The following is a 21822-nucleotide window of genomic DNA, read 5'->3' as shown; positions in this document are numbered from 1 at the left end:
ACCAACGCTTGGCCCCGCCATGTTTCTGCTTCGTTTGCTCACGCTCTTGAGCGTACTTACGCTTGCTGCCGAAGTTTATGCCGCCGATTGGTATGTCGCGCCGGATGGCGATGACGCGCAGTCAGGCGAGATCGACGCGCCGTTGGCCAGCGTGATGAAGGCGCAAGAGCGAGCCTCTTCTGGCGATACGATCTACTTGCGCGGCGGCGTTTATAACAAGTTCGCCAAGACGGCGAAGATCTTCATCTACAACGTCGCGAACCACTTGCACAAAAGCGATCTCAACTATGTCGCCTATCAGGACGAAACGCCGATCTTCGATTTCTCGGCGGCGCCGACCGATCGCCGTGTCACCGGCTTTTTGATCTCGGGGACGAATGTCACCATGCGTGGCGTTCACGTCACTGGGACGCCGGTTGGCGAGCAAAAACAGTCCGAGTGTTTTCGGATCGACGGTTCGCGGGCTAGCGCTCATTTTTACGATTGCGTCGCCCATGGCAACGCGGCGATCGGTTTCTACTGGACCAATCGTTCGCGCGGTTCGGCGACGCGCTGCGACGCTTACGATAACGTCAGCACGCATCCTAAGTCCATCGGCAACATCGACGGTTTTGGCGCGCATGCCGAACGTGTGGAGTTTCGCTACTGCCGTGCGTGGAACAATAGCGACGATGGTTTTGACTCAATCAACGCGCGCGCCGGAAGTCTCTTCGATCATTGCTGGGCGTTCAATCATCGCGCCGGCGGCGACTCGAATGGCTTTAAAATCGGCGGCTATGGCGCAGATCCGCGGACGGTTCCTCCCAATCCGGTTCCAGCGCATGAAGTGCGGTTTTGCATCTCGGCTTGGAATGGCGCGAAAGGGTTTTACGCAAATCATCAACCGGGACGAGCGGCGGTCTGGATCCGCAATTCCGCCTACGGCAACGGCGGCGGCAACTTCAACATGCTCGAAAGACGCGCCGACATGAGCGCCGACATCCCAGGCGAGTTAGAAGTGCTGCACGGCAACCTGGCGTATCGCGGTCCGATCCTCAAAAACGACGCGACGCCGCCAGAAAATGCGATCGATAACTCTTGGACTCGCCCCGGCGTGAAAGTCGACGCCGACGACTTTGTCAGCACCGACTGGAAAGAACTGATGCGGCCGCGAGCGCCGAATGGAGACTTGCCGCACATCGACTTCTTGCGCATCCGCCCCGATAGCGATCTGCAGGGACTGGGAGCGTTTGATTAGCTGACAATCGACGATCCGGACCTAGTGCTTGGCGCCAAGCCCTGGGGCGTTGGCTATCGACGGCGACTACTCTCCTTGCAGCGTCACCACCAAACGCCGACTTCCCCCGCGATCGCGGTGCTCGCACAGGTAAATTCCCTGCCAGGTTCCCAGCGCCAGCCTACCGCTGGTCACTGGAATGGTGACGCTGCTGCCGAGCATTGCGGCTTTAATGTGGGCCGGCATGTCGTCGGGGCCTTCCAACGTATGTACATACGGAAAGCTTTCGGGCGCGATTTTTGAAAAGGCCATCTCGAGATCGGTGCGGACGTCGGGGTCGGCGTTTTCGTTGATCGTGAGCGACGCCGAGGTGTGCTGGATGAAGACATGCAGCAAGCCGACCTGAATCGACGACATTTGCGGAAGCGTTTCCACGACGTTTCGCGTGATCAAATGGAACCCGCGCGACATCGCCGGCAAGGTAATTGTCCGTTGAATCCAGGGCATGAAGAGGTCCTCAAAGAAAATAATCTGCTAGCGGCCGGGGTCAGCCGCAGGATCGACAAGCATTGCTAGTATCCCCTGATCCGGAGATCCAGATAAGTCGAAAAAGGAAGCGGTAGGTAAGTTATGGTTCCATAAAAAGGAGTGAAGGGGTAGTGAGTTGACCTCCTTGACACAAGGGGGAGACTTTCGGCTTGCGGTTCTGCGCATGAAACGGAAGTGTTTGAAAAGTCAAAACTTACGTGCAAAACTGCGGGTTGCCGATCCTCTTATAAAATCTATTGACACTGCACCCCTTGCGTAAATAATGTAACGCTCCTTCGAGACGCCCACAGGGTGTCAATCGTCAACCCACGGAAGTTCAGACGACGAGGTGTACGCCTTCGGAAAAAGAAGGCGTATTTTCTGCGGAATCGCTCGACTGGAATGGAGCGAAAGCCGTGTTTTGCCGAGTTAGTGATAGGTTGGGTTCGCCGTACGCGCGAGCCTCCCTCGTTACCTGGAGTAGGGAAACGAGGCCCCGTGTTGTTTGGAGGAAGTGTTAGTTCGATGCAGAAAATTCGTAACGTTTTCGACGCGATCCTGAAGTATGGCCATGACGAGGACTTCGTCCCGGATGCTTCGGAAGAATTTGCGGCGACCAGCGCCCCGGCGGGATCTGCCGAAAAGATCGATACCCTGCGTCGCCGCGTGGAACTGGGTTTGCCCCTATGGCACTCAGATGATCGCTGCGATTACTCTGGCTTGACCGGAGCGATTCGCCCCCGCGAATAAGCGGCTGGAGCGAACAATTAGGACTGCATGGGCGCCGTTTTATTCGAGCGCCCTTTTTTATGCGCGCAACGCTCCGAATCCCATGGGGCAAGCGATTTCTGCGTGCCTGGTCGCATTCTGAACTCTAGGCCCAGCATCGACGAATCAGGCGATTCGTCGATGGCGACAAGATTCTCTTTCTCCGAACAACGCCGGTCCTAGGCGGCCGGAGCAATCGCTTCGGCGACTTCCTCGTGTAACTCGAGTTCATCGCGTAGCACCAGGACGTTGGGCGGAGCTTCGATTCCAAGGCGAACCTTGTCTCCTGCTACTTTTACCACGGTGATGACGATTGAATCGCCTAGTTTCAGCCGTTCGCCTTCCTTGCGAGACAGTACCAACATTATCTAGAGCCTTCTAAGGTGTCAGGTGGTTGTGTGTTCAAATGTATAGTGTCTGTAGTTCAGAGCTTTTGTCAAGAGTTTTCGACTGCGTTGACTTTAAGCCCTGTTTCTTAAGCAGCATTTTGCAGCGCAGGCGCCGCCGTCAGGTGAGTTCGCAGAAATCGTTCGCCGCTGGAACCATAGAACAAAATCGAATTGGTCTCGGTTTCCCAAATCGCCGTGCATTTGACGCTACGCGGTCCATGTAAGCAGAAATAGATTCCACAAGGATCGCCGGAGCGGACAAGCACGCGTTCGGTCATTGGGAAGACGCTGGGTTCAAGGTTTTCCTGTTGGCAAAGCATTTCATAAACGTACTGACGGAGATGTTCCAAACGCGTAAAACACGGGAACGCATTACTCATGTGGAATATCAACTCCTAGCGAGGCCATCATCTGACGTCGATATGCAAAAGACGATGACTGGGATGATTGGGAGGCTTGGTCATACAGGTAACTATCGGCAGACTGGGGTGTGAAGTTTTACGAGGAAGGCTCGGTAGTTTGGATGTTTTTTAAGGTTCTTCAGCGCAAGCAAAAGCTCTACGAGTTTTCTCTCGTAGAGCTTGGAGAATGTCTAAAGATTGAAGCTGCTTGGCTTACTGTTTCGTGGCTTGATAGCTCTTGAAAGCGCCAGCTATATCGGCCTCCTTTTCGTCCCCTGCGTGCAGCAGCACGCGATACGAGAACTCGATCGATTCGCCTGCCGGAAGCGTGTAGGAGCCGTCCAGCGACTTGTCTTTCTCGAAATCATGCACGCCAAACGGGTTCGCGGCGAACAGTCCGTAGGTGCGAACGTGCCAATAGGTGGGAGCATGGAAGCTGCTCGGATGTTCCATAATGGCGATTCCCCCCTGTTTGTCGCCAACCGGTCCGTGATAGTCGACCCACGGGGCTTGCTTGCCCCACGCTTTCAGGTCTTTATCGCCGTGACTGTTGACGATCTCGCCTCCTTTGTGGGCTTCTACTTTCATCGTGCCGGGGACGCGGATGCCGAACGAGCCTTCTTTCGTATCGCCGAATTTGACCGGAGCGTCGGTTGCGGTCAGCTTGACGTCGAGATCGATATAGCGAGCATCGCCGAGGACTCCAAACTTGTAGGTCCGCACATCGTTCAAGATGGTCTTGCCGTTGTGATCGACCCAGTCGCTGGCGGCGACGATCACTCCTTCGTCACCGCTTGCGAGCTTCTTGAACTCGCGATGTTCGGTGGTGCCCAGCTTGTCGCCGGTCTCGGCCCAAAAGTCGCTATCGTTGACGACGCCATGGGTAAACCAAAAAGAGCGATGGTGGATGTGGTCGTTCTTCTCATCCGCCGTCGCAGCGGTCATCGGATAGTTGCGAGTCATGGGCATCTCGCCTGGGCCGATAATCGGGTAGAGAATCGGCTTGGCGCCTGACTTTTTCAGGTAGCGAGTAAAGAGTTCGCCGTCGATCAAGACTTCGGCGCCATCCTTCGTTTCGCGGACGGTGACTTCGGCAGAAAGAGCAGAGGAAGCGATCAGGGGTGCGGCCAGTAGGGCCAACATAGCAAGCAAGCGATTCATGGCGGGCAGTTCCTAGGTAGGCGGGATAACTACAGACTGCCCTCTATCCTAATCGCTAGCAATTCGTCGTGCTACTTCGCTTGTCCTTTTATCCACTCTTCTGGCGTCACCTGAGCAAAGTCGGCCTGCTGGTCACGCAATTTCTGCACGGTCACCAGATCGGTCTGGTTGAGAATCCAGCGATAGACGTGCTGGCTGCGGACCGTCTGGTTTTGGGCCGGATTGCCGTTGCGAATCACGCGGCGGATTTCTTTTGGCAGGACGCTATTCTCTCCAAAGTAGCCGTTGACCACTTTGCGCGCTTGCGAGGGAAATCCGGCGGCACAGGTAAAGTTGATATCCGCCGACCAATCGCAAAAGCGTGCGTAGTCTTCCACCACGCGTTTGTCGGCGATCGGCTGGGTGGTCAGGTCATAGCTGATCGGATTGCCTGTGAAGAGGATCCGATTGTTTTGCGGTTCGACTTGGAGCTTGAAATCGGGATTGTTGCAAAATTGCAACAGCGGCGTCTTGAAGTCTCCGTTGGTTCGCAGAAAGGTCGACATTTCGATGATCCGCCGAATGTCGAGCGAAAGCTGGCATTTGCGCTCTGGGTCTAGCAGCGTGATTCGATTCGCGTCGAAGTCAATGATCATCGCCTGACTGGATTGCCCCATCGAGTGATCAAAGACGACATTGTCTTTAAAGATGGTCTGCGTGGTCGAGACCGGTTGGTTCTGCCCACCGACAAAGATCGTGTTGGTGACCTGAAAATCGGCGGCGGATAGGGCGCTCGTGATCAGGACGCTGATAGCGAGCACAAGCCAAAGACGCAGCATGGTTCATTCCTCAGAAAGTAGAACTTCGGCGAAGCGAAATCGTCGCGGAGACTACTTTATTGTTCGCTCGCTCGTCCACCCCGATTCGTTTCGCCGCTAGCGGCTTGTCGACTCTGTCGATCGGCCGCAGCAATCGGCGTTGGCAGACGTTTGCCGACCATGAAATGAGCGCAGATTGTTTCAGCGTCGTCGAAGTCGACGTTTCCGCCGGGCGACACAAAGATCGGCCGCTTGGTTTTCTTGGTTGGTAAGATCGCCGCGCCCAACTTAGTGGGGCCCTGCTCACTTTCGACATGCAGATGACAAAAATGCTCGGTCGACAGATCGTTGGAAGAGAATGACCCACAGAGATGCTTTTTGGTGACGCCGATCGTGGGAAGTCCGGTGAGCGCCGATAGCATGCTGGCGATACCGCAGCGGCGAGGATGAAGAACGCCGCTGCCATCGACCAGCAGGACGTCGGCCAAACGATCTGCTTGCGCTGCTTCCGCCAGCACGGCCATCTGCAATGGCAATTCGCGGTACGAAAGATAAGACGTTATATAAGGAAAGAAAACGGTTCGCCGCACGCAATGCGACCAGACAACTTCACGCGAGTCGTAGTCGAACAGCACATAGGCGACGACTCCCTCGCCGCCGTGATATGAAACGTCGAGTCCCGCGACGAGCTCTGGCTTCCGCGTCAGCGAGTTCAAGCGATTTTGGGCGGCGAGTTCGTTTTGCCAATCGCGAAGTTCGGTCAGCGGCGCGGCGCCGGTGAAATCCGCAAATTCATATTTCGACAAATCGACACGATCGTTGCCGACGGCAACGCCCTCGGCCGCTAACAAGCGTCGCTTGTCGACGGTGCTGCCGGTATGAAAGAGTCCCAGTTCGCCTGCTGCTCGTACGACGCGATGTGCGGCGATTGTGGTCGCAAGGGGGGAGTGGAGCAGCCATTCGCCGATCCAGCGACTCGCCAGGCGATCGCCGAGCGATTGGGCGATTCGCCCATAGGTGGCGACTTTGCCGGGGGGAATTTGAGAGATTCGTTGTTGCAATTCGACCGGCAAATCAGGCAAACGAGCATGGATTTGCTGTTCGAGTCGCCAAAAGTCAGTCACGGCTTGTTCCCACACGCTGGATTTCGATAATTTGTACGAGGACTTTTCACCATGAACTGCCAGCTTACCTCTGAGGAGAAATCGGCGTGTCGCATATTAAGCGAATCCTAGTAACGGGAGGCGCCGGGTTTCTCGGTTCGCATTTATGCGAACGACTCGTCGAAGCGGGACATGACGTGATCTGTCTCGACAACTTCTTCACTAGCCAAAAATCGAACATCGAACGGTTGCTCGATTTTCACAACTTCGAGTTCATTCGGCACGATATCACGATGCCGGTTTGGCTGGAAGTTGACGAGATCTACAATCTCGCTTGCCCGGCCGCTCCGGGACATTATCAATACAACCCGATCAAGACGACCAAGACTTCGGTCATGGGGGCGATCAACGTGCTAGGCATAGCCAAACGGTGCCGAGCACGCGTGTTGCAAGCGTCGACCAGCGAAGTCTACGGCGACCCAGAGATTCATCCGCAGCCAGAGTCGTATCGCGGCAACGTCAATCCGATCGGACCGCGCGCTTGCTATGACGAAGGAAAGCGGGTCGCGGAAACGCTCTTTATGGATTATCACCGCTCGAATCGGGTGGAGATCAAGATCGTTCGCATCTTCAATACCTATGGACCGCGCATGCATCCTTACGATGGACGCGTCGTTTCCAATTTCATCCGCCAGGCGATCAACGACGAACCGATCACCTTGTACGGCGACGGCAGTCAGACGCGTTCGTTTTGCTATCGAGACGACCTGGTCGAAGCGATGATTCGGATGATGGACTGCGACGGCAGTTTTATTGGTCCGGTGAACATCGGCAATCCGCACGAATTTACGATTCGCCAATTGGCGGAGTTAGTTGTGAAATATACAGGCTCGAAATCAAAATTCGTGCATAAGCCGTTGCCCGAAGATGATCCGTTGCAACGTCAGCCTGACATCACGTTGGCGAAAGAGAAATTGGACTGGGAACCAAAAATCGAATTAGAAGCAGGACTCAAAGCGACGATCGAATGGTTTCGCAACATCGACATGTCGCACTATCGAGCTCCGACGCCCAATCACGATTAAGGTTGTATGACTGCTTGGGACGTTACGCCATTTGAAATCGCAGACGCCTATTATTCTTCGTAGTCCGAAGCGCGAGCGAGGGAATAGAGTTGGCGATCCTAACACGGATTGAAGTGGCGAGCCGTATTCCCTCGCTCGCGCTGGCGGGCTAGTGTTCGATGGATTCAAAATAGCGCAGCTTCAAATACTCGCGCGTCGGGCTACGAAGAGAAATGCCAGCCAGATTTCCCAAGGTTAACTTCAAGAAACACAACTATGGAGCGTCAACCGTTTCAGCAGGGCGCAGCCGAGCCCATAGCAGATAGACGCCGACTCCGGTCGCCGCGCCCAGACAATCGGCCAGCCAATCCAGACCATCGCAACTTCGTCCCGGCACAAATGACTGCGTGACTTCGTCCAACAAACCATAGGAAGCGAGCAGCGGCCAGACCAGCAGAGGCGCAGATTTGCCAAACTTGGCGGCGACGACCGAAAAAATTATCGCCAGCACGGCGAACAGCAAGAAATGGATTCCTTTGTCCCATTGGTTCCAGCCGCTGGCGATTTTCGGAAACCGTTCTGCCGGCCAATGCGTCGCGACGAAAGCCAACAGCCACAGCGAAGCGGCTAAAATATACCAGCGGGCTGCAACCAGGCGATTCATGCAGTCATCAAGTTGTGAGAATCAAAGTAAAAATCGAATACGACGAAGCAGGGCCGACGCAAGATCGACGGCCCAAGTAACTTCATTGTAGTAAATACGAGAGGAGTGATAGCAGGGATGGCGATTCTAATCACAGGCGGGGCCGGATTTATCGGCAGCCACTTGATCGAGCGTTTGTTGGTGCAATCGAGCGACGACCTGATTTGCCTTGACAATTTCAATGACTACTACGATCCAGCGCTAAAACGGGCGAACGCCGCTCAGTTTGACGATCAGCCGCGCGTGACGCAAATCGAAGCCGATTTTTGCGATCCGGCGGCGATGGAAAGTCTGTTTACCGAGCACCAGATCCAATCAGTCGTCCATCTTGGCGCGTACGCAGGCGTGCGCGTCAGCGTCGCTCAGCCGCAGCTTTATCAACAGACGAATGTCGGCGGAACGCTGAACTTGCTCGAGACGGTTCGCCGTCACCCGGTCCAACGGTTCTTGCTGGCCTCTTCTTCGACCGTGTATGGCCGCGGCGCTGCGATTCCGTTTGCCGAAGATGCGCCCCACGGCGTGCCGGCAAGTCCCTATGGCGCGACCAAGCGTGCGGCCGAACTGTTAGGGCTCACCTATGCGGAACTGCATGGAACCCCGGTCGTTTGTTTGCGCCCGTTCAGCGTGTATGGGCCGCGGCTTCGCCCTGACTTGGCGCTGACGATTTTCGCCAAAGCGATCCATACCGGCGCGACGATTCCGCTGTTTGGCGATGGAACGATCCGCCGCGACTTTACGCATGTCAGCGACATCTGCGATGGTCTGATCGCGGCGCTGACGGCAGAGAACGTGATCGGCGAAACGATCAACCTAGGGCACAGTGAGCCGATCGAGATGCGAGGGCTGATCGCGCTCTTGGAAAATGCGTTCGGCAAGAAAGCGAATATCGAGCGATTGCCAGAACGGCCTGAAGATCTGCCGGTGACGTTCGCCAATTTGCAAAAAGCGCATCGCCTTCTCAACTATGAACCGCAGGTGCCGATTGAAGCTGGAATCCGCGACTACGTCGCCTGGTTCCAGTCCTGGTACGGGTAGATGTCGGATTTCCTCGATTTGGCGTTCGCGCCGTCGCGGGTTATTCTGATATCGACTTGGCTATCTCAAAACATTCCGTGGAGGCGTCCCCATGTTGGCCCGCTCTCAAACTCGCATCGCGACTGCTGCGTTTCTCCTGCTCACTTTCAGCAGCGGCGCAGGCGCCCAAGAGCAACCTTGGCGTTCGTTGTTTGACGGCAAGACCTTGGGCGATTGGAAGTCGGTCAACTTTGGGGGCGAGGGGGAAGTCTCGGTCAGCGAGGGCGCGATTCTGATGGCGCAAGGAGTTAATCTGACCGGAGCGACCTATCAAAAGGCGCCGCCGAAAACCAACTACGAAATTCGCTTCGAAGCGAAACGGCTCGAAGGAATCGACTTTTTCGCCGGGCTGACGTTTCCCGTCGAAGATTCGTTTTGCAGTTGGATCGTCGGCGGTTGGGGAGGCGCAGTCGTCGGCTTATCGAGCATCGACGGCAAAGACGCGTCGCAGAACGAAACGACCAAATATATGGGTTTCGACGACAATCGCTGGTATCGCTTTCGTCTGAAAGTGACGCCGGAGAAGATTGCAGGTTGGATCGATGACAAGCTGGTGATCGATCAGAATATCAAGGATCGCAAGATCACGACGCGAAACGAAGTGACCGACTCGCAGCCGCTTGGCTTTTCGGCCTGGCAAACGACCGCCGCAATTCGCAAGATTGAAATCCGCGACGTGGGGAAAAATAGAGACGCGAAAAAAGCGGATTAGTTCTAACCGCTTAGTTCTTGTAGTCGGATTCGTTCAATGTGTAAGACAGCGGGCCAGAGCCGGAGTCTCGCACCTTGGTCGCGTCAGTGACTAGCAATTGGGCATAGACTTGGTAGCCGATTGTTTCGGCCAGCGTCATAACAGAGCCATCCGCCATGGCCGCGATGACGACGCCTGGATGCTCCGACGAAGGACGCGGCGCCGTCTCTCGCTCTTCATCATATTTATCGCCGTTGATTGGCATCCAAGTGGCTGGCGGCGGATTGACAACCTTCGGAGTCGACGCGGAATTGGTGAACCAGGTCATCACCACGCCGGTTTTGCGTCCATAAGTCGTAGGACTGACGACCCCATCCTGTTGAATCTTCGTGGAGAGACGATTCCAATTGGAGGCCTGTAAGTTCTCAGAAATCAACAACGTGTTGCTGAGGCCATCTTTGATCGCCGCATCGGTGACCTTGGGAAACGCCGATCCAAGAGCGGGGATTCGGCTACCTCGATAGACAAAGATGCCGTTCTCCGTCCCTTCCGCGACATAGCTGGTGGAGGAACCAACAATCGGTCCCTGACTGGCCCTGCCGGCATTGCCGCAATACGAATTGAAGGGGCCTACCCAATCGGAGCGATCGCTGGGGCAGGTCAGAATATCTAGTTGGGGAAGCAGGGGACTGCCTGTGGTTGGGGCTGTCGACAGCGCTTCCCATCTCTCAGCAAGCGCCGTTTGCTCAATATAAGGAAAGATCGCCTGGATCCAGGTTTGATCGAGCGCCGGATTCAGCGGTTCAACATACCCCGGATAGTGCTTCTTGTTCGCCGCGAATTGCGTAACTCCCAGCGCAAGCTGCTTTTGGTTATTGATACAAACAGTTTGCCGAGCGGCTTCGCGCGCAGCATTAACCGCCGGTAATAGCAAACCAGCCAAGACGCCGATGATGGCGATGACGACCAATAATTCTACCAGCGTGAAGCCGCGACGAATCCGAGACATTCACTTCGCTCCGTGATAAGCGCTAGAAGCCAAAGACGAGAACCGCGAGAAGGGAAGCTAGCGCAGGAAATGCCTTACCAGAACTTCATTTTGTCAAAAGCCAGCCTTCACGTCCAGACTTTGGAGACAATTAGTGGTAAATCTCGCCCCAGAATCGCTCGTTGGTAAGGGAAATTTGCCAAAGAATGCCAGCATATTCGGCAGGCGCTTCAAAATAGGAAGAATCCAACCGACCAGGAAGGTCAGAATGATCAGACTAATTGGTAACGCTGGGGATGGTCGATGACTGCAGCGTCTATCGACGTTTTCCCCGAAATCGGGGAAGCGCGCTCAGACGCACGTTTCGCCGGATTTCAGGGAAGCGGAGTGAAATGCTCCCGCCGCCCCGCGACTGTAACGAGGACGAACGCCCAGCGTATGCCACTGACTTTTTGCAAAGTCGGGAAGGAGGGTCAGTAGGACGATTCGGAGCCAGGATATCTGGTCCGGCGAATGGACAATTCGATGATTGCTTTCCTCGAGGGATAGGAAAACGATGCGATTTCGCTGGACTTCTACTTGCGCGCTAGCCGCATGTCTTTCGTGGTGGACAACCTCCTTGCCCGCCCAACCGCCTGAAAACGAATCTCCGCTCGCCGAGACCGAGATCGTGCCGTTGCTCGACCCGCAGCAAGACCTGGTCTTGCCCGAGGTCGAAGTTGTCGGCCGGCTTGATTCGTTTCCGGCCAATCCGCTGCCCGATACGGCCGCAATTACGCCGACCGGTACGACGGTCGCCGTCGGCAAGACCGGCAGCAGCGTCACGGTGATCACCGGCGAAGAGATTCAACGGACCCAACAGACGACCGTGGCCGAAGTGCTGCGACAGGTCGAAGGGCTAAATGTGGTGCGCAACGGCGGTCCCGGCGGGATCACGTCGGTCTTTATTCGCGGCGCCAATTCGCAGCATACCAAAGTGATTCTCGACGGCATTCCGATCAACGATCCCAGCAACGCCGGACGAAGCTTTGACTTCTCGACGTTGTCGACCCAGAACATCGAGCGGATCGAAGTGTTGCGCGGCCCGCAAAGCATGTTGTATGGATCCGATGCGATCGGCGGCGTGATCAACATCATCACCAAGCGGGGCGAAGGTCCGCTGACCGCGACGGCCCTGGTCGAAGGAGGAAGTTTCAACTCTTCCAACACCAGCTTGACCATGAGCGGCGGCAACGACCTCTTTTATCATTCGACCAGCTTGGGCTACCAAGGAACCGACGGCGTCAGCTCGGCCCAGTTCGCCAACGGCAATCCCGAGCGAGACGGCTATTACAACGGCACCATCTCGGGGCGTTACGGCTGGACTCCGTCCGAGCTATTGAACGTCGACTACGTTTTTCGCTACGCCGACGTGCATGCGGCGGTCGACGATCAGCCGTTCGGCTCGTTGCCGGTCGACAATCTGATTCGCTCGAACCTCAGCGACGTCTTTTACGAGAAGATCCAGTTGCAGTCGTTTCAATTTGACGGCCTGGTGGAGCATCGCGTTGCGTTTGACCATACGAACTACAAACGGGTTGATACCGATCCTGGTTTTCTCGATCCGCAGTACAACGGAGCGACGAAACAGTTTGAATATCAAATGAACTTGATGCTGTTGGAAGATAACATCTTTACCGTCGGCACAAACCACTTGAACGAGGAAGCGTCCAACACGTCGACGCCGGCCGTCAGTCAGTATCTTTCCGGCGTCTTCCTGCAAGACCAGTACCAACTCGGCGATCGCTTCTACGGAACCGCAGGCGTCCGCTGGGACGATCATAGCGTCGCCGGCACGGCGCAGACGTATCGCTTTACGTTTTTGATCGACGCGTGGGAAATTGGGTCCGAATTTCATGGCAGCATCGGCACCGGCTTTCGAGCGCCGTCGCTGGCCGAAAACCTGTTTCCCTTTGGCAATCCCAATCTACGGCCCGAACGCAGCAAAGGCTGGGACGTGGGGATGACCAAGTATATTTTTGATCGCCAAGGTTCGGTTGACGTGACCTACTTTCGCAACGACTTTCAAGACTTGATCGCGTTCGACTTTAATACGTTTATGCTCGAAAACATCGGCACGGCCCGCTCCACCGGCGTCGAAGTGGTCGGCGTTTGGGGTTGGAACGAACGGACCGACATTCGTTCGACCTACACGTTCACCAGTGCTCGCGACTTGGACAACGATCGCCCGTTGCAGCGACGTCCCAAGAACAAAGCGACCCTGGGGGTAGAGCGTCAGGTCGCCAGCGACGCGACGGTCAATCTCTATCTGCTGTACGTCGACAGCCGGTTTGATCTGTCAGGCCCGCTCGATTCGTATATCACGGTCAACGTCGCAGGCGCCTACGATCTGGCGCAGGATATTACCTTGGTCGGCCGGATCGATAATCTGTTTGACGAAGATTACGAAGAAGTCCCCGGCTTCGGTACGCTAGGGATCGGCGCCTATAGTGGGTTGCGCTTCGTCTGGTAGTCGACAGGAAGAGTGCGCCCAGAGAATTGGCTCTGGGCGCGGCTTTACGTAAATGTCTCTACTTTTGACCACGCAAAAAGGATTGCAGCTAAGCAGGAGACTGGTCCATCAGCCGCAGAGCGTTAGCTCCGGTTTCTTCCACGTACTCTACTGCGACAAACAACCGCCGAAGAAACCGCGGCTAAGGCCGTGCGGCTGATTGGCGCCCGCGCGGTTTGTCGCGCTGCAGCAAGTCGCTACTTTCGACGGAGCGAAACGAGACTATTTGGAAACGGATAGACCTGCCCAGATCGTTAACAGGGCAGCACTGCTGGGTAAGCCAGACAGCGGCACGCGCAGAGAATCGCGCGGTTTTACGTAAATGACGAATGTCTAAGATCTAATGTCGAATGCTTGAAGAAAATACGGCATTCTTCATTAGACATTAGGATTTAGAAATTAGACATTTCCCCCGCTTACTTCTTCCCTTCCGCACGGCGCGCGCGGAAGAACTCGGTTAGTACATCGCCGCACTGCGGCGCCAGAATGCCGGGGACAACTTCGCAGCGATGGTTCAAACGCGAGTCGCTGAGCAGCGTGTACAGCGACGTCACGGCGCCTGCTTTGGGATCGACGGCGCCAAAGACGACCGTAGGAATGCGGGCCTGTAGAATCGCGCCGGCGCACATCGGGCACGGCTCGAGCGTCACATACAGCGTGCAGTTTTCCAGGCGCCAATTTTGCAGCGACTCGGCTGCCTGGGTGATTGCAATCATCTCGGCATGCGCGGTCGGATCGTGCAACGTTTCGCGCTGATTATGGGCGGCGGCGATCACCCGATTGTCGTGCACGATGATCGCGCCGACGGGGACTTCTTTTTCGCGGGCCGCTTGCTCGGCAAGTTCCAACGCCTGATACATGAAGATCTGGTGGAACGAAGGATACTCAAACTGGCGCGGTTCGGCCGAATCAATCATGGGTGAGCAGACCATCAGGAAAAACAAAAAAAGCGTCCTCTTGCAGGAAGAGGACGCTGGGTAGGGGGGGATGCGACGTGACTTGATTACAGGTCGAGATCGGTGCCGAGGACCGGCGTCTTTTGCCAATCTGGTTCAGGAGCTGCACTGGGCGTACCCGGCGTGGAGTTGGCTTTGGCGCCGTTGGACGACATCAGTCGGCCTAGCACCGTGCCATTGATATTTTCATCCAGGTATTTCACCGAACCATCGACCATGCAGACGTTGGCGCCGCCGAAGTGATTGCTGGAGGGAAGCGAGTTATTGGCGGACTTGGAAATCGTGTCACCCAGAACGCTGTTGATCGGCGTCATGCTTGTTGTAAACGTGCTGCCATACCAGAAAACGGCGGCTTCGAAATCATTGGGATACGTGCTGTCATCGCTGCCGATGACATTCCACTTGATGGGGTTGGATTGCAAGGTTTGGACACGTTCAACCAACAAGATTGTGTTGGAAGCGCCATCTTTCATCCGATCGAGCAGCGCCTTCACTTCGCCGCTGGTGATCGCATTGTCGCTCCAAGCGCCGTTGGCTTCGATATCGATGGCGTTAGTCGTGGTTGCGGTGTAATCGTTTTGGATGCCGCCGTTCGCGAAATAGCCAAGCGGATTGGAGTCATCTTCAATTACATCGACCGGATCGCTCGGGCAAACCAGAATAGGGAGAACCTGACCTCGGAGAGTTGGATCGGTCGAGTCGTTAGCAGGGTTGGTATTACCGGCGCGATATTTTTCACTATAGATATCGGACAAATCGTTGCGGCCAAGTTCTGACAACAGCGGAACAGGCCAATTGACAATCTGCGTCCCGGTATAGGAGAGCGTGCCGGTCGTCGGGATAAACGACATCAGTGGCGGCATTTTTTGTTTTGACGCTTGATAATTGACGACGGCCAAGCCGTGCTGCTTCAGATTGTTTTTGCACTGGGCGTTGCGCGCCGCTTCACGGGCCATGCCGACCGCAGGTAACAACAGGCCCGCCAAAATGCCGATGATCGTGATCACGACCAACAGCTCGACGAGCGTAAAACCACGACGGATTGGAGAAGACATGACGTATCCTCTTCGATGGAGAGAAATTTTGAGGAGCAACCGCGAAAAGCTAAGCCGCATTCACTATCGCAAAAATAGGCGTGGATGTCGAGACTTTGGTGAGGCCCGCGCTGAGAATTCATGAAACCGTAAGTGTAATTGCGACCTATGGTTGCGTAGCCTGCGCGGCGACGGCTTCCACTTGGTAAAAGAGGGTGCTTGCCGCCTGTTTTGGGGGACAGACGGCCGAAATCACCAAACAGCTTGCAAGGATAATCGTTATGACGGGAGAAATCGGAACAGAAAACCGCTGGTTGAGACTCTTAAAGGCATGGCCCGAGAAAATGCCGCAACAAGGATTGGTCGTCACCACGCTGAACGAACAGATCCCATTTACCGGATTTGTGTTCGATGACGACATCATGTTGCTGCAGCGACCCGCCCCAGACGCGATGGGGGGGCGCCAGGTTTTTGTCCCCTTCGAGTCTATCGCTTGTTTGAAAATCACGGCCGTCGTGCCGACCAAGATGTTCAACGAATTTGGTTTCAGCGGATCGTTGCCTAAGATCTAGCGTTTTGCGGACAAAGAAGATATGGAACACGCCGTGCCTGTATCCATATCAGCCGCACGGCGTTAGCCGCGGTTTCTGTTACCAATTGTCTTTCGCAAATGAGTTCCCATCAGAAACCGGTGCTAACGCACTACGGCTAATAAAATCATGGCGCCTGAAAATTGTCGCGTGACAGAACACTAGCCCGCTGCGCGAGCGAGGGAATGCGGTCGGCAATTCCGACTCTGATTGAAGTGGTGAGCCGCATTCCCTCGCTCGCGCAGCGGGCTAGTGTCCAAATGGCTCGAAGAGCTGCAAAACTCGCATTTCGGACGAGAAAGAAAAATCTCATGCGGCGAATCTACCTTGACCATAATACGACCACTCCGATTGCTCCCAGCGTGCAAGAGGCGATGCTGCCGTTCTTGGCGGAGTATTATTCGACGCCTGATTTTGAATATCCGCCGTCGCGGATTGTCGAAGAGACGCTTGAGGACGCGCGGGGTCAGGTCGCCAATTTGATCGGCGCGACCAACGAAGAAATTGTCTTCACCTCGTGCGGAACCGAAAGCATTAACCTGGCGATTCAAGGAACGTTCTTTCGCAATCCGGCCGATATCAGCGGACATCTGGTCGTCTCGGCGCTGGAGCATGCGGCCGTCACCGAGACCGCGCGGTTTCTCAAGCAATTGGGAGTCGAACTGACCTACGTGCGCTGCGACAAAAATGGGGTCGTCGACCCGGAAGCGGTCGAAAATGCAATTCGCCCCGAGACGCGCCTGGTTTGCGTGACGCTGGCCAATCACGAAATCGGCGTGATTCAGCCGCTGCGCCAGATCGCCGACATCTGCCGCAGTCGCGGCGTGCTGCTGCATGCCGACGCTGTTCAGGCCTGCGGCAAGATTCGGGTTCAGGTGCAAGAATTGGGGGTCGACCTGCTGAGCCTTTCGGCGCACAAGTTCTACGGTCCCAAAGGCGCCGCCGCACTTTATATCCGTAACGGCACGCCGCTCGCACCGCTATTGCACGGCGATGGGCAAGAACGTGGACTGCGCAGCGGACAAGAGAATATCGCCGCGTTGATCGGCATGGGCGCCGCGGCGGATTTGGTCCGTCGTTGTCTGGACGAGTCGGCCGACGCACAAGCCAAACTGCGCGACATGCTGCAGGATCGTCTTAGCGCCGGCATTCCTGATCGCCTGGGGATCCCCGGCGCCAAAGCAGAGCGACTGCCCAATACGATGTCGGTCCAATTTCCCGGCGTCAACGCAGCACGTCTCTTGCGCCAAGCTGATTCGGTCTGCGCCTACACGGCTGCATCGATGCACACCGGGCCAGCCGGAAATTCACCCACGCTCACCGCCATCGGCATGGGTGAAGACGCGGCGGCCGGAACGATTCGCTTTAGCGTCGGCTGGTACACGTCGGAAGAAGAGATCGAAGAAGCGGCCGATCTGCTAGTCTCGGCCTGGTCGAATCTGGTCCGCTAAGCTTGGCGATCGAATCGGCAGGTTCCAGGTGCGTCTCGACGCACCCTACTATACTGAAAATCGTTCCACTAGAAGTAGGGTGCGTCGAGACGCACAAGTCCTGCCGACCACGTCCGAAAATAACCAAGCGTGGTAACGCAATCGCAGCGCTCGGTTGCGTCGCCACACGGATATGCTTGGCGATCGAATCGGCAAGTTCCAGGTGCGTCTCGACGCACCCTACTCAGGTTTTTTGCAGGCCTGGCGCGATGAAGATTGTCCGTTGACAATGCGCACGGATTCGTGGTCGATTACCGAGCGGCGTGTAGGAAATCGGCGTCGCGTGCGTCGAGACGCGACCTCAAACGTGCTAACAGGGCTTGGTGCGCCTAAATTGCCCAGTTTGAATTGGGAGGATGGGGGAACAAATTTTGCAACCGCATGGGGAAGCATCTTGTTGCTGCGCAACCCAACCAGTTCTGGACAAACTGGGAGGGCCGCCTGACAACTCGAAAAAAACGATCCGGTCCTGTCCAACCTTTCGGGCGAGAAAACTGGGCAGTCCGGTCCTGTCCAACCTTTCGGGCGAGAAAACTAGGCAGTCCGATCCTGTCCAACCTTTCGGGCGAGAAAACTAGGCAGTCCGATCCTGTCCAACCTTTTGGGCGAGAAAACTAGGCAGTCCGATCCTGTCCAACCTTTCGGGCGAGAAAACTAGGCGGTCCGATCCTGTCCAACCTTTCGGGCGAGAAAACTGGGCGGTCTGGTTGTCCTGTCCAACTTGGATATCAGGCGAGATCGCTAAGCTACCTAAATTAACCTGGAGCACGCGACTGGAATCACTTCGATTCTTTTCTGACATGGGAAAGGGGGGCATCTGAGGGGGCGATTGACGCTCCGGCGGCGCCTGTTGAGAATCGGAGCAATCTCTTACGCGACCCCCTCGACCTACGAAAGCGAACGATGCAGCGACAAACGACCGGCGCTCCGGGATTGGATGAACTATTGGGGGGAGGGCTCGTCCCTGGCACGCTGACGGTTGTCGTCGGCGCGACTGGAATTGGGAAGACGCAACTGGGCGTCCATTTCGCGCATGCCGGCGTCGCCGCGGAAGGAAAGAGCGGCGTCTTCTTTGACATGAGCTCGCGCGGCGACTCGCAGAATCACGCCGCTTACGCGCAGCGGATGGTCGATTGGAAACTGACGCGCTGCGACTCCCAGGCCAAGCCGAATCTCGAAGACTTCTTTGCGACCGAGGCCGACTATGGCAACTTCCTGCACGTCTTTGACTATGCCGGCAAGCGGGTCACCAAACGCGATCTCGATTGGGACGCCTGGCACGAGTGGCAAGGAGAGTTGAACGAAAAATTGGCGACGACAATCGGTTTTCTCTACGGCAATCTTTGTCGCGGTTCACGCCGGGTCGTGATTGATGGAATCGAACCGGTCGACACGCCGAGCGAATCGATCCAGTTCAATCTGTTCGAGTACGTCTATCACCAGGTTATGCGCAAGGATCCGATGTGGGTCGCCAGAGATCTGTTTCGCCAAAAGTTTCGCGAGCATGCCGCCGAAGCGGAGCGTCAAGCGTACGATCCGGCGCAGGTGGGATGCATGCTGTTGCAGACGTCGAAAGAAGCGATGCTGGATGACTTGATCTCGCGGCCGCTCGACGAGGGAGACATCCTCTCGGGCGCGAACACGATCATCTATCTGGGCAAGTTCATGGATGGGCGAAAATTACGCCGCGCGATGTACGTACCCAAACATCGCGGCAGCGCCGTGACCGACGAAATTGTTCCGTACACGATCGACGACGCCGGTCTGCATTTTGAAGGGTAGCACGTATGCATGCGCCACGGCTCACAGAGCCGTGGCGCACGAAAGTTGAACGGCTTATTAACCGCGCGCCATGTCGGCGCGATATTTGGCTTCTTCGGCCTTTTGGATGAACATCGGATCGCGAGTTCCCTCGAAGGCGCGTTGGTAGGTCACCGACAGGGCGGTGAAGTTAAACGGATCGGTCGGCTCGAGCTCGCAGACTTTCTCGGCATGTTCGACCGCCGCGGCGTGCTTGTCTAACTTTTGGTAGACGATTGAGAGCGCCATGTGAGAGAGGACGTGACTTGGATCGACGGCGATCGCCGCTTCGTACTGGGCGGCGGCTTCGTCCAACTTGCCAGCGTCTTTGAGGCTCTCGCCGGCTTTGTATAGTTCTTTTGCGGTCGACATAAGGAAATGCTCTGGCAGGGTTGGAATCGACGATTGGGTCAACTTCTTCGAATTATACGTGATTTTCGGCGAATTCCCAGGCGTGCAACCAGCGGTGAACTTCAGTACATTGGCGTTTCGCAGCCAGGAGTTAGCGCTAACCTGATTGGATCGGCGACGCAAAAAATGAGCGAGTATTACCTCCAGATCGGCGGCGAACAGCGCGGCCCTTTTTCTCGCTTTCAGCTTGAATCGCAGCCGATTTCAGAATCGACGCCGGTTCGTCTGGAAGGGACCGATGATTGGCGCCGCGCCCGTGACTTCCCCGAATTGCAGAGGATGCTCCGCGGCGGAAGCGGCAATCAATATGGAGATTTTCGGGACTTAGAACCGGAGCCTTCTCCCTACGCTTCGCCGCGAGCCGATGTTCGCGTCATCAATGACAGCGGATCCTCAACAGCGAGATGGCTGGGGATGGTCTCGTGCGGTTTGGGAACGCTGTCGTGGTTGCTGTTGCTGGGATTCTTTGGCTATGTGGTCTTTATGGTGATCCAAGAAAATCAAGGCGGAGGAGAACCGACGGAGGCCGTATTGCTCGCCATTGGACTCAGTTTTTGTTTTAACTTTGTCGTCATGCTAGCGGGACTGATCGTCGGAGGGATCGGCGTTTTATTGCCGGGTTCTGGCAAAGGCTGGGCGATCGTGGGAATGGTCTTAAACGGCTTGCCGCTTTTGATCTTGAGCGGACTAATTCTGATTGGAGTGCTGCTGGGTTGATCATTTTGGTCTTCACGCAGGCACGCCTTTCGGGGTAAAACCGAGGAGATTTCGCGGGTTAGGACGTTTTGCGCGATTCTCTCGCCTCCAGTTCGTCGATATACCGGGGAAGTGAATAAGCTCGGCTCCGTTGGCAAGGATTGCTATCAAGGGCCGCAGCGAGGGCAATACAACTTCCATCAGCAAAAGGATTTGCTGTGACAGAGATCCACCCGACCGCGGTCATATCGCCCCAGGCTCGCCTGGGCGCTGATGTTCAAATCGGACCATTTTGCGTCATCGAAGCCGGCGTGGAGGTAGGAGATCGCTGTCGACTGGAGTCCTTTGTCACCATCAAATCGGGCTCGAGCGTCGGCTGCGACAATCGCATCTGGGATCATGCTGTCATTGGCGGCGCCGCCCAGCACATTCGTGCACCCGAACTTTCTGGCCGCGTGGCTGTCGGTGATCGGAATCAGATTCGCGAGTTTGTTACAATCCACCGCGCCTTGAATGCCGGCGAAACGACGGTTGTCGGCAACGACTGCTTACTGATGGTTCAGGCTCACATCGGCCACGATAGCAACATCGGCAACAACGTTATTCTGACCAACAATTCGCTCGTCGCTGGGCACGTGGTGATCGAAGATCGCGCCTATGTCTCTGGCGCCGTCGCGATCCACCAGTTTTGCCGCGTCGGCCGTTTCGCCATGGTGGGCGGACAAGCGCACGTCGTGCAAGACGTTCCCCCCTACGTGACAGTCGACGGCTGTTCGAGCCTGGTCGTGGGCTTGAATTTGGTCGGACTGAAACGCAACGGCTTTGACGCCGAAGCGATTCGCGAATTGAAAAAAGCGTACCGCATCCTGTATCGCTCGAACCTAACCAACGGCGAGTCGCTTGAGCGAATCCGGATGGAATTCTCGGGTCGCGCCGCGGAACATTTTCATACGTTCCTGGCGCCCAGCAAGCGAGGCTTCATCCAAGCTCGCAGTCGCGGTCGCCAACGCCCGATCAACGATCCGGTCAAACTACGCGTGATGCCAGGCGATCAGCCCGATCAAGGCGAAAAGATCAACGTTCGCCAAGCCGGTTAGAAAATCGCACGATCATCTCTCTTCGTATCCCGATGCGCGAGCGAGGGAAAATCGCTCGGCGACTCAAAGGCGGATCGAAGTAGCCAACCGCATTTCCCGCGCTCGCGCTTTTTCAGGTTGCGCTCTTTCCCTGGTTGGCCGCGATAGCTCCGCTATCGGGGCGGCGCAGCTGTAAGAGGCATTGGTTCCTGGTAAGCAGTTCGAGGCCATTTCGCCATTTCAAACTGCGCGGCAACCACCGTTGTCAGGTCCGACCGCGGCTCAATGCCTCCTACCGACTTCGTCGGCCCCGATAGCGGAGCTATCGCGGCCAA

22 protein-coding genes and 1 riboswitch are annotated in these 21822 nt (G+C 56.0%); of the genes, 11 read left to right on the top strand and 11 right to left on the bottom strand.

Annotated features, from left to right (window positions below):
* Positions 1–19: 19 nt before the first annotated feature.
* A complete protein-coding gene (locus M4951_RS19525) occupies positions 20–1237 on the top strand; it encodes a DUF4990 domain-containing protein (protein WP_262023307.1) in 1218 nt (405 codons plus the stop codon).
* Positions 1238–1303: 66 nt separating this feature from the next.
* Here M4951_RS19525 and M4951_RS19520 read toward each other — a convergent pair whose 3' ends face one another.
* On the bottom strand, positions 1304–1723 hold the full coding sequence (locus tag M4951_RS19520) for a secondary thiamine-phosphate synthase enzyme YjbQ (protein WP_262023306.1): 420 nt from the start codon (positions 1721–1723) through the stop codon (positions 1304–1306).
* A 546-nt stretch (positions 1724–2269) separates the two neighbouring features.
* On the opposite strand from M4951_RS19520, the gene M4951_RS19515 reads away from it, so the two are divergent.
* Positions 2270–2494 carry a hypothetical protein gene (locus M4951_RS19515; protein ID WP_262023305.1) on the top strand — a complete coding sequence of 75 codons (225 nt, stop codon included), beginning with the start codon at positions 2270–2272 and terminating at the stop codon, positions 2492–2494.
* 197 nt (positions 2495–2691) lie between these two features.
* Here M4951_RS19515 and M4951_RS19510 read toward each other — a convergent pair whose 3' ends face one another.
* The 5 genes from M4951_RS19510 to M4951_RS19490 all read right to left on the bottom strand — a co-directional run bounded on the left by M4951_RS19510 (position 2692) and on the right by M4951_RS19490 (position 6384).
* The gene (locus M4951_RS19510) at positions 2692–2877 is read right to left on the bottom strand and encodes a carbon storage regulator (protein WP_262023304.1); all 186 of its coding nucleotides are present in this window, start codon (positions 2875–2877) and stop codon (positions 2692–2694) included.
* Positions 2878–2987: 110 nt separating this feature from the next.
* Positions 2988–3281 carry a hypothetical protein gene (locus M4951_RS19505; RefSeq protein WP_262023303.1) on the bottom strand — a complete coding sequence of 98 codons (294 nt, stop codon included), beginning with the start codon at positions 3279–3281 and terminating at the stop codon, positions 2988–2990.
* A gap of 234 nt (positions 3282–3515) precedes the next feature.
* The gene (locus tag M4951_RS19500; protein WP_262023302.1) at positions 3516–4463 is read right to left on the bottom strand and encodes a PmoA family protein; all 948 of its coding nucleotides are present in this window, start codon (positions 4461–4463) and stop codon (positions 3516–3518) included.
* 71 nt (positions 4464–4534) lie between these two features.
* The gene (locus tag M4951_RS19495) at positions 4535–5281 is read right to left on the bottom strand and encodes a hypothetical protein (RefSeq protein ID WP_262023301.1); all 747 of its coding nucleotides are present in this window, start codon (positions 5279–5281) and stop codon (positions 4535–4537) included.
* Between the two features lie 56 nt (positions 5282–5337).
* Positions 5338–6384 (bottom strand): endonuclease V, encoded by a 1047-nt coding sequence (locus tag M4951_RS19490; protein ID WP_262023300.1) that lies wholly within the window; start codon positions 6382–6384, stop codon positions 5338–5340.
* An 86-nt stretch (positions 6385–6470) separates the two neighbouring features.
* On the opposite strand from M4951_RS19490, the gene M4951_RS19485 reads away from it, so the two are divergent.
* Positions 6471–7448, top strand: coding sequence for a UDP-glucuronic acid decarboxylase family protein (locus M4951_RS19485; RefSeq protein ID WP_262023299.1), 978 nt, complete (start codon positions 6471–6473; stop codon positions 7446–7448).
* Between the two features lie 253 nt (positions 7449–7701).
* On the opposite strand, the gene M4951_RS19480 is transcribed toward M4951_RS19485, so the two are convergent.
* Entirely contained in the window at positions 7702–8091 is a 390-nt protein-coding gene (locus M4951_RS19480) for a VanZ family protein (RefSeq protein ID WP_262023298.1), read from the bottom strand.
* Positions 8092–8208: 117 nt separating this feature from the next.
* Between M4951_RS19480 and M4951_RS19475 the strand changes: the two genes are divergently transcribed.
* On the top strand, positions 8209–9165 hold the full coding sequence (locus tag M4951_RS19475) for an NAD-dependent epimerase/dehydratase family protein (RefSeq protein WP_262023297.1): 957 nt from the start codon (positions 8209–8211) through the stop codon (positions 9163–9165).
* A gap of 91 nt (positions 9166–9256) precedes the next feature.
* Positions 9257–9916, top strand: coding sequence for a DUF1080 domain-containing protein (locus M4951_RS19470; protein WP_262023296.1), 660 nt, complete (start codon positions 9257–9259; stop codon positions 9914–9916).
* Between the two features lie 10 nt (positions 9917–9926).
* Here M4951_RS19470 and M4951_RS19465 read toward each other — a convergent pair whose 3' ends face one another.
* A complete protein-coding gene (locus M4951_RS19465) occupies positions 9927–10904 on the bottom strand; it encodes a DUF1559 domain-containing protein (protein ID WP_262023295.1) in 978 nt (325 codons plus the stop codon).
* A 310-nt stretch (positions 10905–11214) separates the two neighbouring features.
* Positions 11215–11407: riboswitch (cobalamin riboswitch) on the top strand.
* Positions 11408–11502: 95 nt separating this feature from the next.
* On the opposite strand from M4951_RS19465, the gene M4951_RS19460 reads away from it, so the two are divergent.
* Positions 11503–13395, top strand: a complete 1893-nt coding sequence (locus M4951_RS19460; protein WP_262023294.1) for a TonB-dependent receptor plug domain-containing protein — start codon at positions 11503–11505, stop codon at positions 13393–13395.
* Between the two features lie 455 nt (positions 13396–13850).
* On the opposite strand, the gene tadA is transcribed toward M4951_RS19460, so the two are convergent.
* Together tadA and M4951_RS19450 are read right to left on the bottom strand one after the other, a co-directional pair.
* Positions 13851–14351: a tRNA adenosine(34) deaminase TadA gene (gene tadA, locus M4951_RS19455; protein ID WP_262023293.1), complete on the bottom strand. Its 501-nt coding sequence runs from the start codon at positions 14349–14351 to the stop codon at positions 13851–13853.
* Between the two features lie 86 nt (positions 14352–14437).
* Positions 14438–15445, bottom strand: a complete 1008-nt coding sequence (locus tag M4951_RS19450) for a DUF1559 domain-containing protein (protein WP_262023292.1) — start codon at positions 15443–15445, stop codon at positions 14438–14440.
* A gap of 260 nt (positions 15446–15705) precedes the next feature.
* On the opposite strand from M4951_RS19450, the gene M4951_RS19445 reads away from it, so the two are divergent.
* The 3 genes from M4951_RS19445 to M4951_RS19435 all read left to right on the top strand — a co-directional run bounded on the left by M4951_RS19445 (position 15706) and on the right by M4951_RS19435 (position 19286).
* The gene (locus M4951_RS19445; RefSeq protein WP_262023291.1) at positions 15706–15996 is read left to right on the top strand and encodes a hypothetical protein; all 291 of its coding nucleotides are present in this window, start codon (positions 15706–15708) and stop codon (positions 15994–15996) included.
* Between the two features lie 329 nt (positions 15997–16325).
* Positions 16326–17465, top strand: coding sequence for a cysteine desulfurase family protein (locus M4951_RS19440; RefSeq protein WP_262023290.1), 1140 nt, complete (start codon positions 16326–16328; stop codon positions 17463–17465).
* A 942-nt stretch (positions 17466–18407) separates the two neighbouring features.
* Positions 18408–19286, top strand: a complete 879-nt coding sequence (locus tag M4951_RS19435) for an RAD55 family ATPase (RefSeq protein ID WP_262023289.1) — start codon at positions 18408–18410, stop codon at positions 19284–19286.
* 57 nt (positions 19287–19343) lie between these two features.
* Here M4951_RS19435 and M4951_RS19430 read toward each other — a convergent pair whose 3' ends face one another.
* The gene (locus M4951_RS19430) at positions 19344–19676 is read right to left on the bottom strand and encodes a tetratricopeptide repeat protein (RefSeq protein ID WP_262023288.1); all 333 of its coding nucleotides are present in this window, start codon (positions 19674–19676) and stop codon (positions 19344–19346) included.
* A 165-nt stretch (positions 19677–19841) separates the two neighbouring features.
* Between M4951_RS19430 and M4951_RS19425 the strand changes: the two genes are divergently transcribed.
* On the top strand, positions 19842–20432 hold the full coding sequence (locus M4951_RS19425) for a DUF4339 domain-containing protein (protein ID WP_262023287.1): 591 nt from the start codon (positions 19842–19844) through the stop codon (positions 20430–20432).
* 197 nt (positions 20433–20629) lie between these two features.
* Positions 20630–21508, top strand: coding sequence for an acyl-ACP--UDP-N-acetylglucosamine O-acyltransferase (gene lpxA / locus M4951_RS19420; protein WP_262023286.1), 879 nt, complete (start codon positions 20630–20632; stop codon positions 21506–21508).
* Positions 21509–21822: the final 314 nt, after the last annotated feature.

The sequence above is a fragment of the Blastopirellula sp. J2-11 genome, from assembly GCF_024584705.1.
Lineage (GTDB): Bacteria > Planctomycetota > Planctomycetia > Pirellulales > Pirellulaceae > Blastopirellula.
This window is presented reverse-complemented; position numbering and strand designations above follow the sequence as displayed.

What these genes read in the sequence shown, in the direction of transcription:
- M4951_RS19525 (WP_262023307.1), top strand. Translation starts at nt 20, where the DNA reads ATGTTTCTGCTTCGTTTGCTCACGCTCTTGAGCGTACTTACGCTTGCT.
- M4951_RS19520 (WP_262023306.1), bottom strand. Translation starts at nt 1,723, where the DNA reads ATGCCCTGGATTCAACGGACAATTACCTTGCCGGCGATGTCGCGCGGG.
- M4951_RS19515 (WP_262023305.1), top strand. Translation starts at nt 2,270, where the DNA reads ATGCAGAAAATTCGTAACGTTTTCGACGCGATCCTGAAGTATGGCCAT.
- M4951_RS19510 (WP_262023304.1), bottom strand. Translation starts at nt 2,877, where the DNA reads ATGTTGGTACTGTCTCGCAAGGAAGGCGAACGGCTGAAACTAGGCGAT.
- M4951_RS19505 (WP_262023303.1), bottom strand. Translation starts at nt 3,281, where the DNA reads ATGAGTAATGCGTTCCCGTGTTTTACGCGTTTGGAACATCTCCGTCAG.
- M4951_RS19500 (WP_262023302.1), bottom strand. Translation starts at nt 4,463, where the DNA reads ATGAATCGCTTGCTTGCTATGTTGGCCCTACTGGCCGCACCCCTGATC.
- M4951_RS19495 (WP_262023301.1), bottom strand. Translation starts at nt 5,281, where the DNA reads ATGCTGCGTCTTTGGCTTGTGCTCGCTATCAGCGTCCTGATCACGAGC.
- M4951_RS19480 (WP_262023298.1), bottom strand. Translation starts at nt 8,091, where the DNA reads ATGAATCGCCTGGTTGCAGCCCGCTGGTATATTTTAGCCGCTTCGCTG.
- M4951_RS19475 (WP_262023297.1), top strand. Translation starts at nt 8,209, where the DNA reads ATGGCGATTCTAATCACAGGCGGGGCCGGATTTATCGGCAGCCACTTG.
- M4951_RS19470 (WP_262023296.1), top strand. Translation starts at nt 9,257, where the DNA reads ATGTTGGCCCGCTCTCAAACTCGCATCGCGACTGCTGCGTTTCTCCTG.
- M4951_RS19465 (WP_262023295.1), bottom strand. Translation starts at nt 10,904, where the DNA reads ATGTCTCGGATTCGTCGCGGCTTCACGCTGGTAGAATTATTGGTCGTC.
- tadA (WP_262023293.1), bottom strand. Translation starts at nt 14,351, where the DNA reads ATGATTGATTCGGCCGAACCGCGCCAGTTTGAGTATCCTTCGTTCCAC.
- M4951_RS19450 (WP_262023292.1), bottom strand. Translation starts at nt 15,445, where the DNA reads ATGTCTTCTCCAATCCGTCGTGGTTTTACGCTCGTCGAGCTGTTGGTC.
- M4951_RS19445 (WP_262023291.1), top strand. Translation starts at nt 15,706, where the DNA reads ATGACGGGAGAAATCGGAACAGAAAACCGCTGGTTGAGACTCTTAAAG.
- M4951_RS19440 (WP_262023290.1), top strand. Translation starts at nt 16,326, where the DNA reads ATGCGGCGAATCTACCTTGACCATAATACGACCACTCCGATTGCTCCC.
- M4951_RS19435 (WP_262023289.1), top strand. Translation starts at nt 18,408, where the DNA reads ATGCAGCGACAAACGACCGGCGCTCCGGGATTGGATGAACTATTGGGG.
- M4951_RS19430 (WP_262023288.1), bottom strand. Translation starts at nt 19,676, where the DNA reads ATGTCGACCGCAAAAGAACTATACAAAGCCGGCGAGAGCCTCAAAGAC.
- M4951_RS19425 (WP_262023287.1), top strand. Translation starts at nt 19,842, where the DNA reads ATGAGCGAGTATTACCTCCAGATCGGCGGCGAACAGCGCGGCCCTTTT.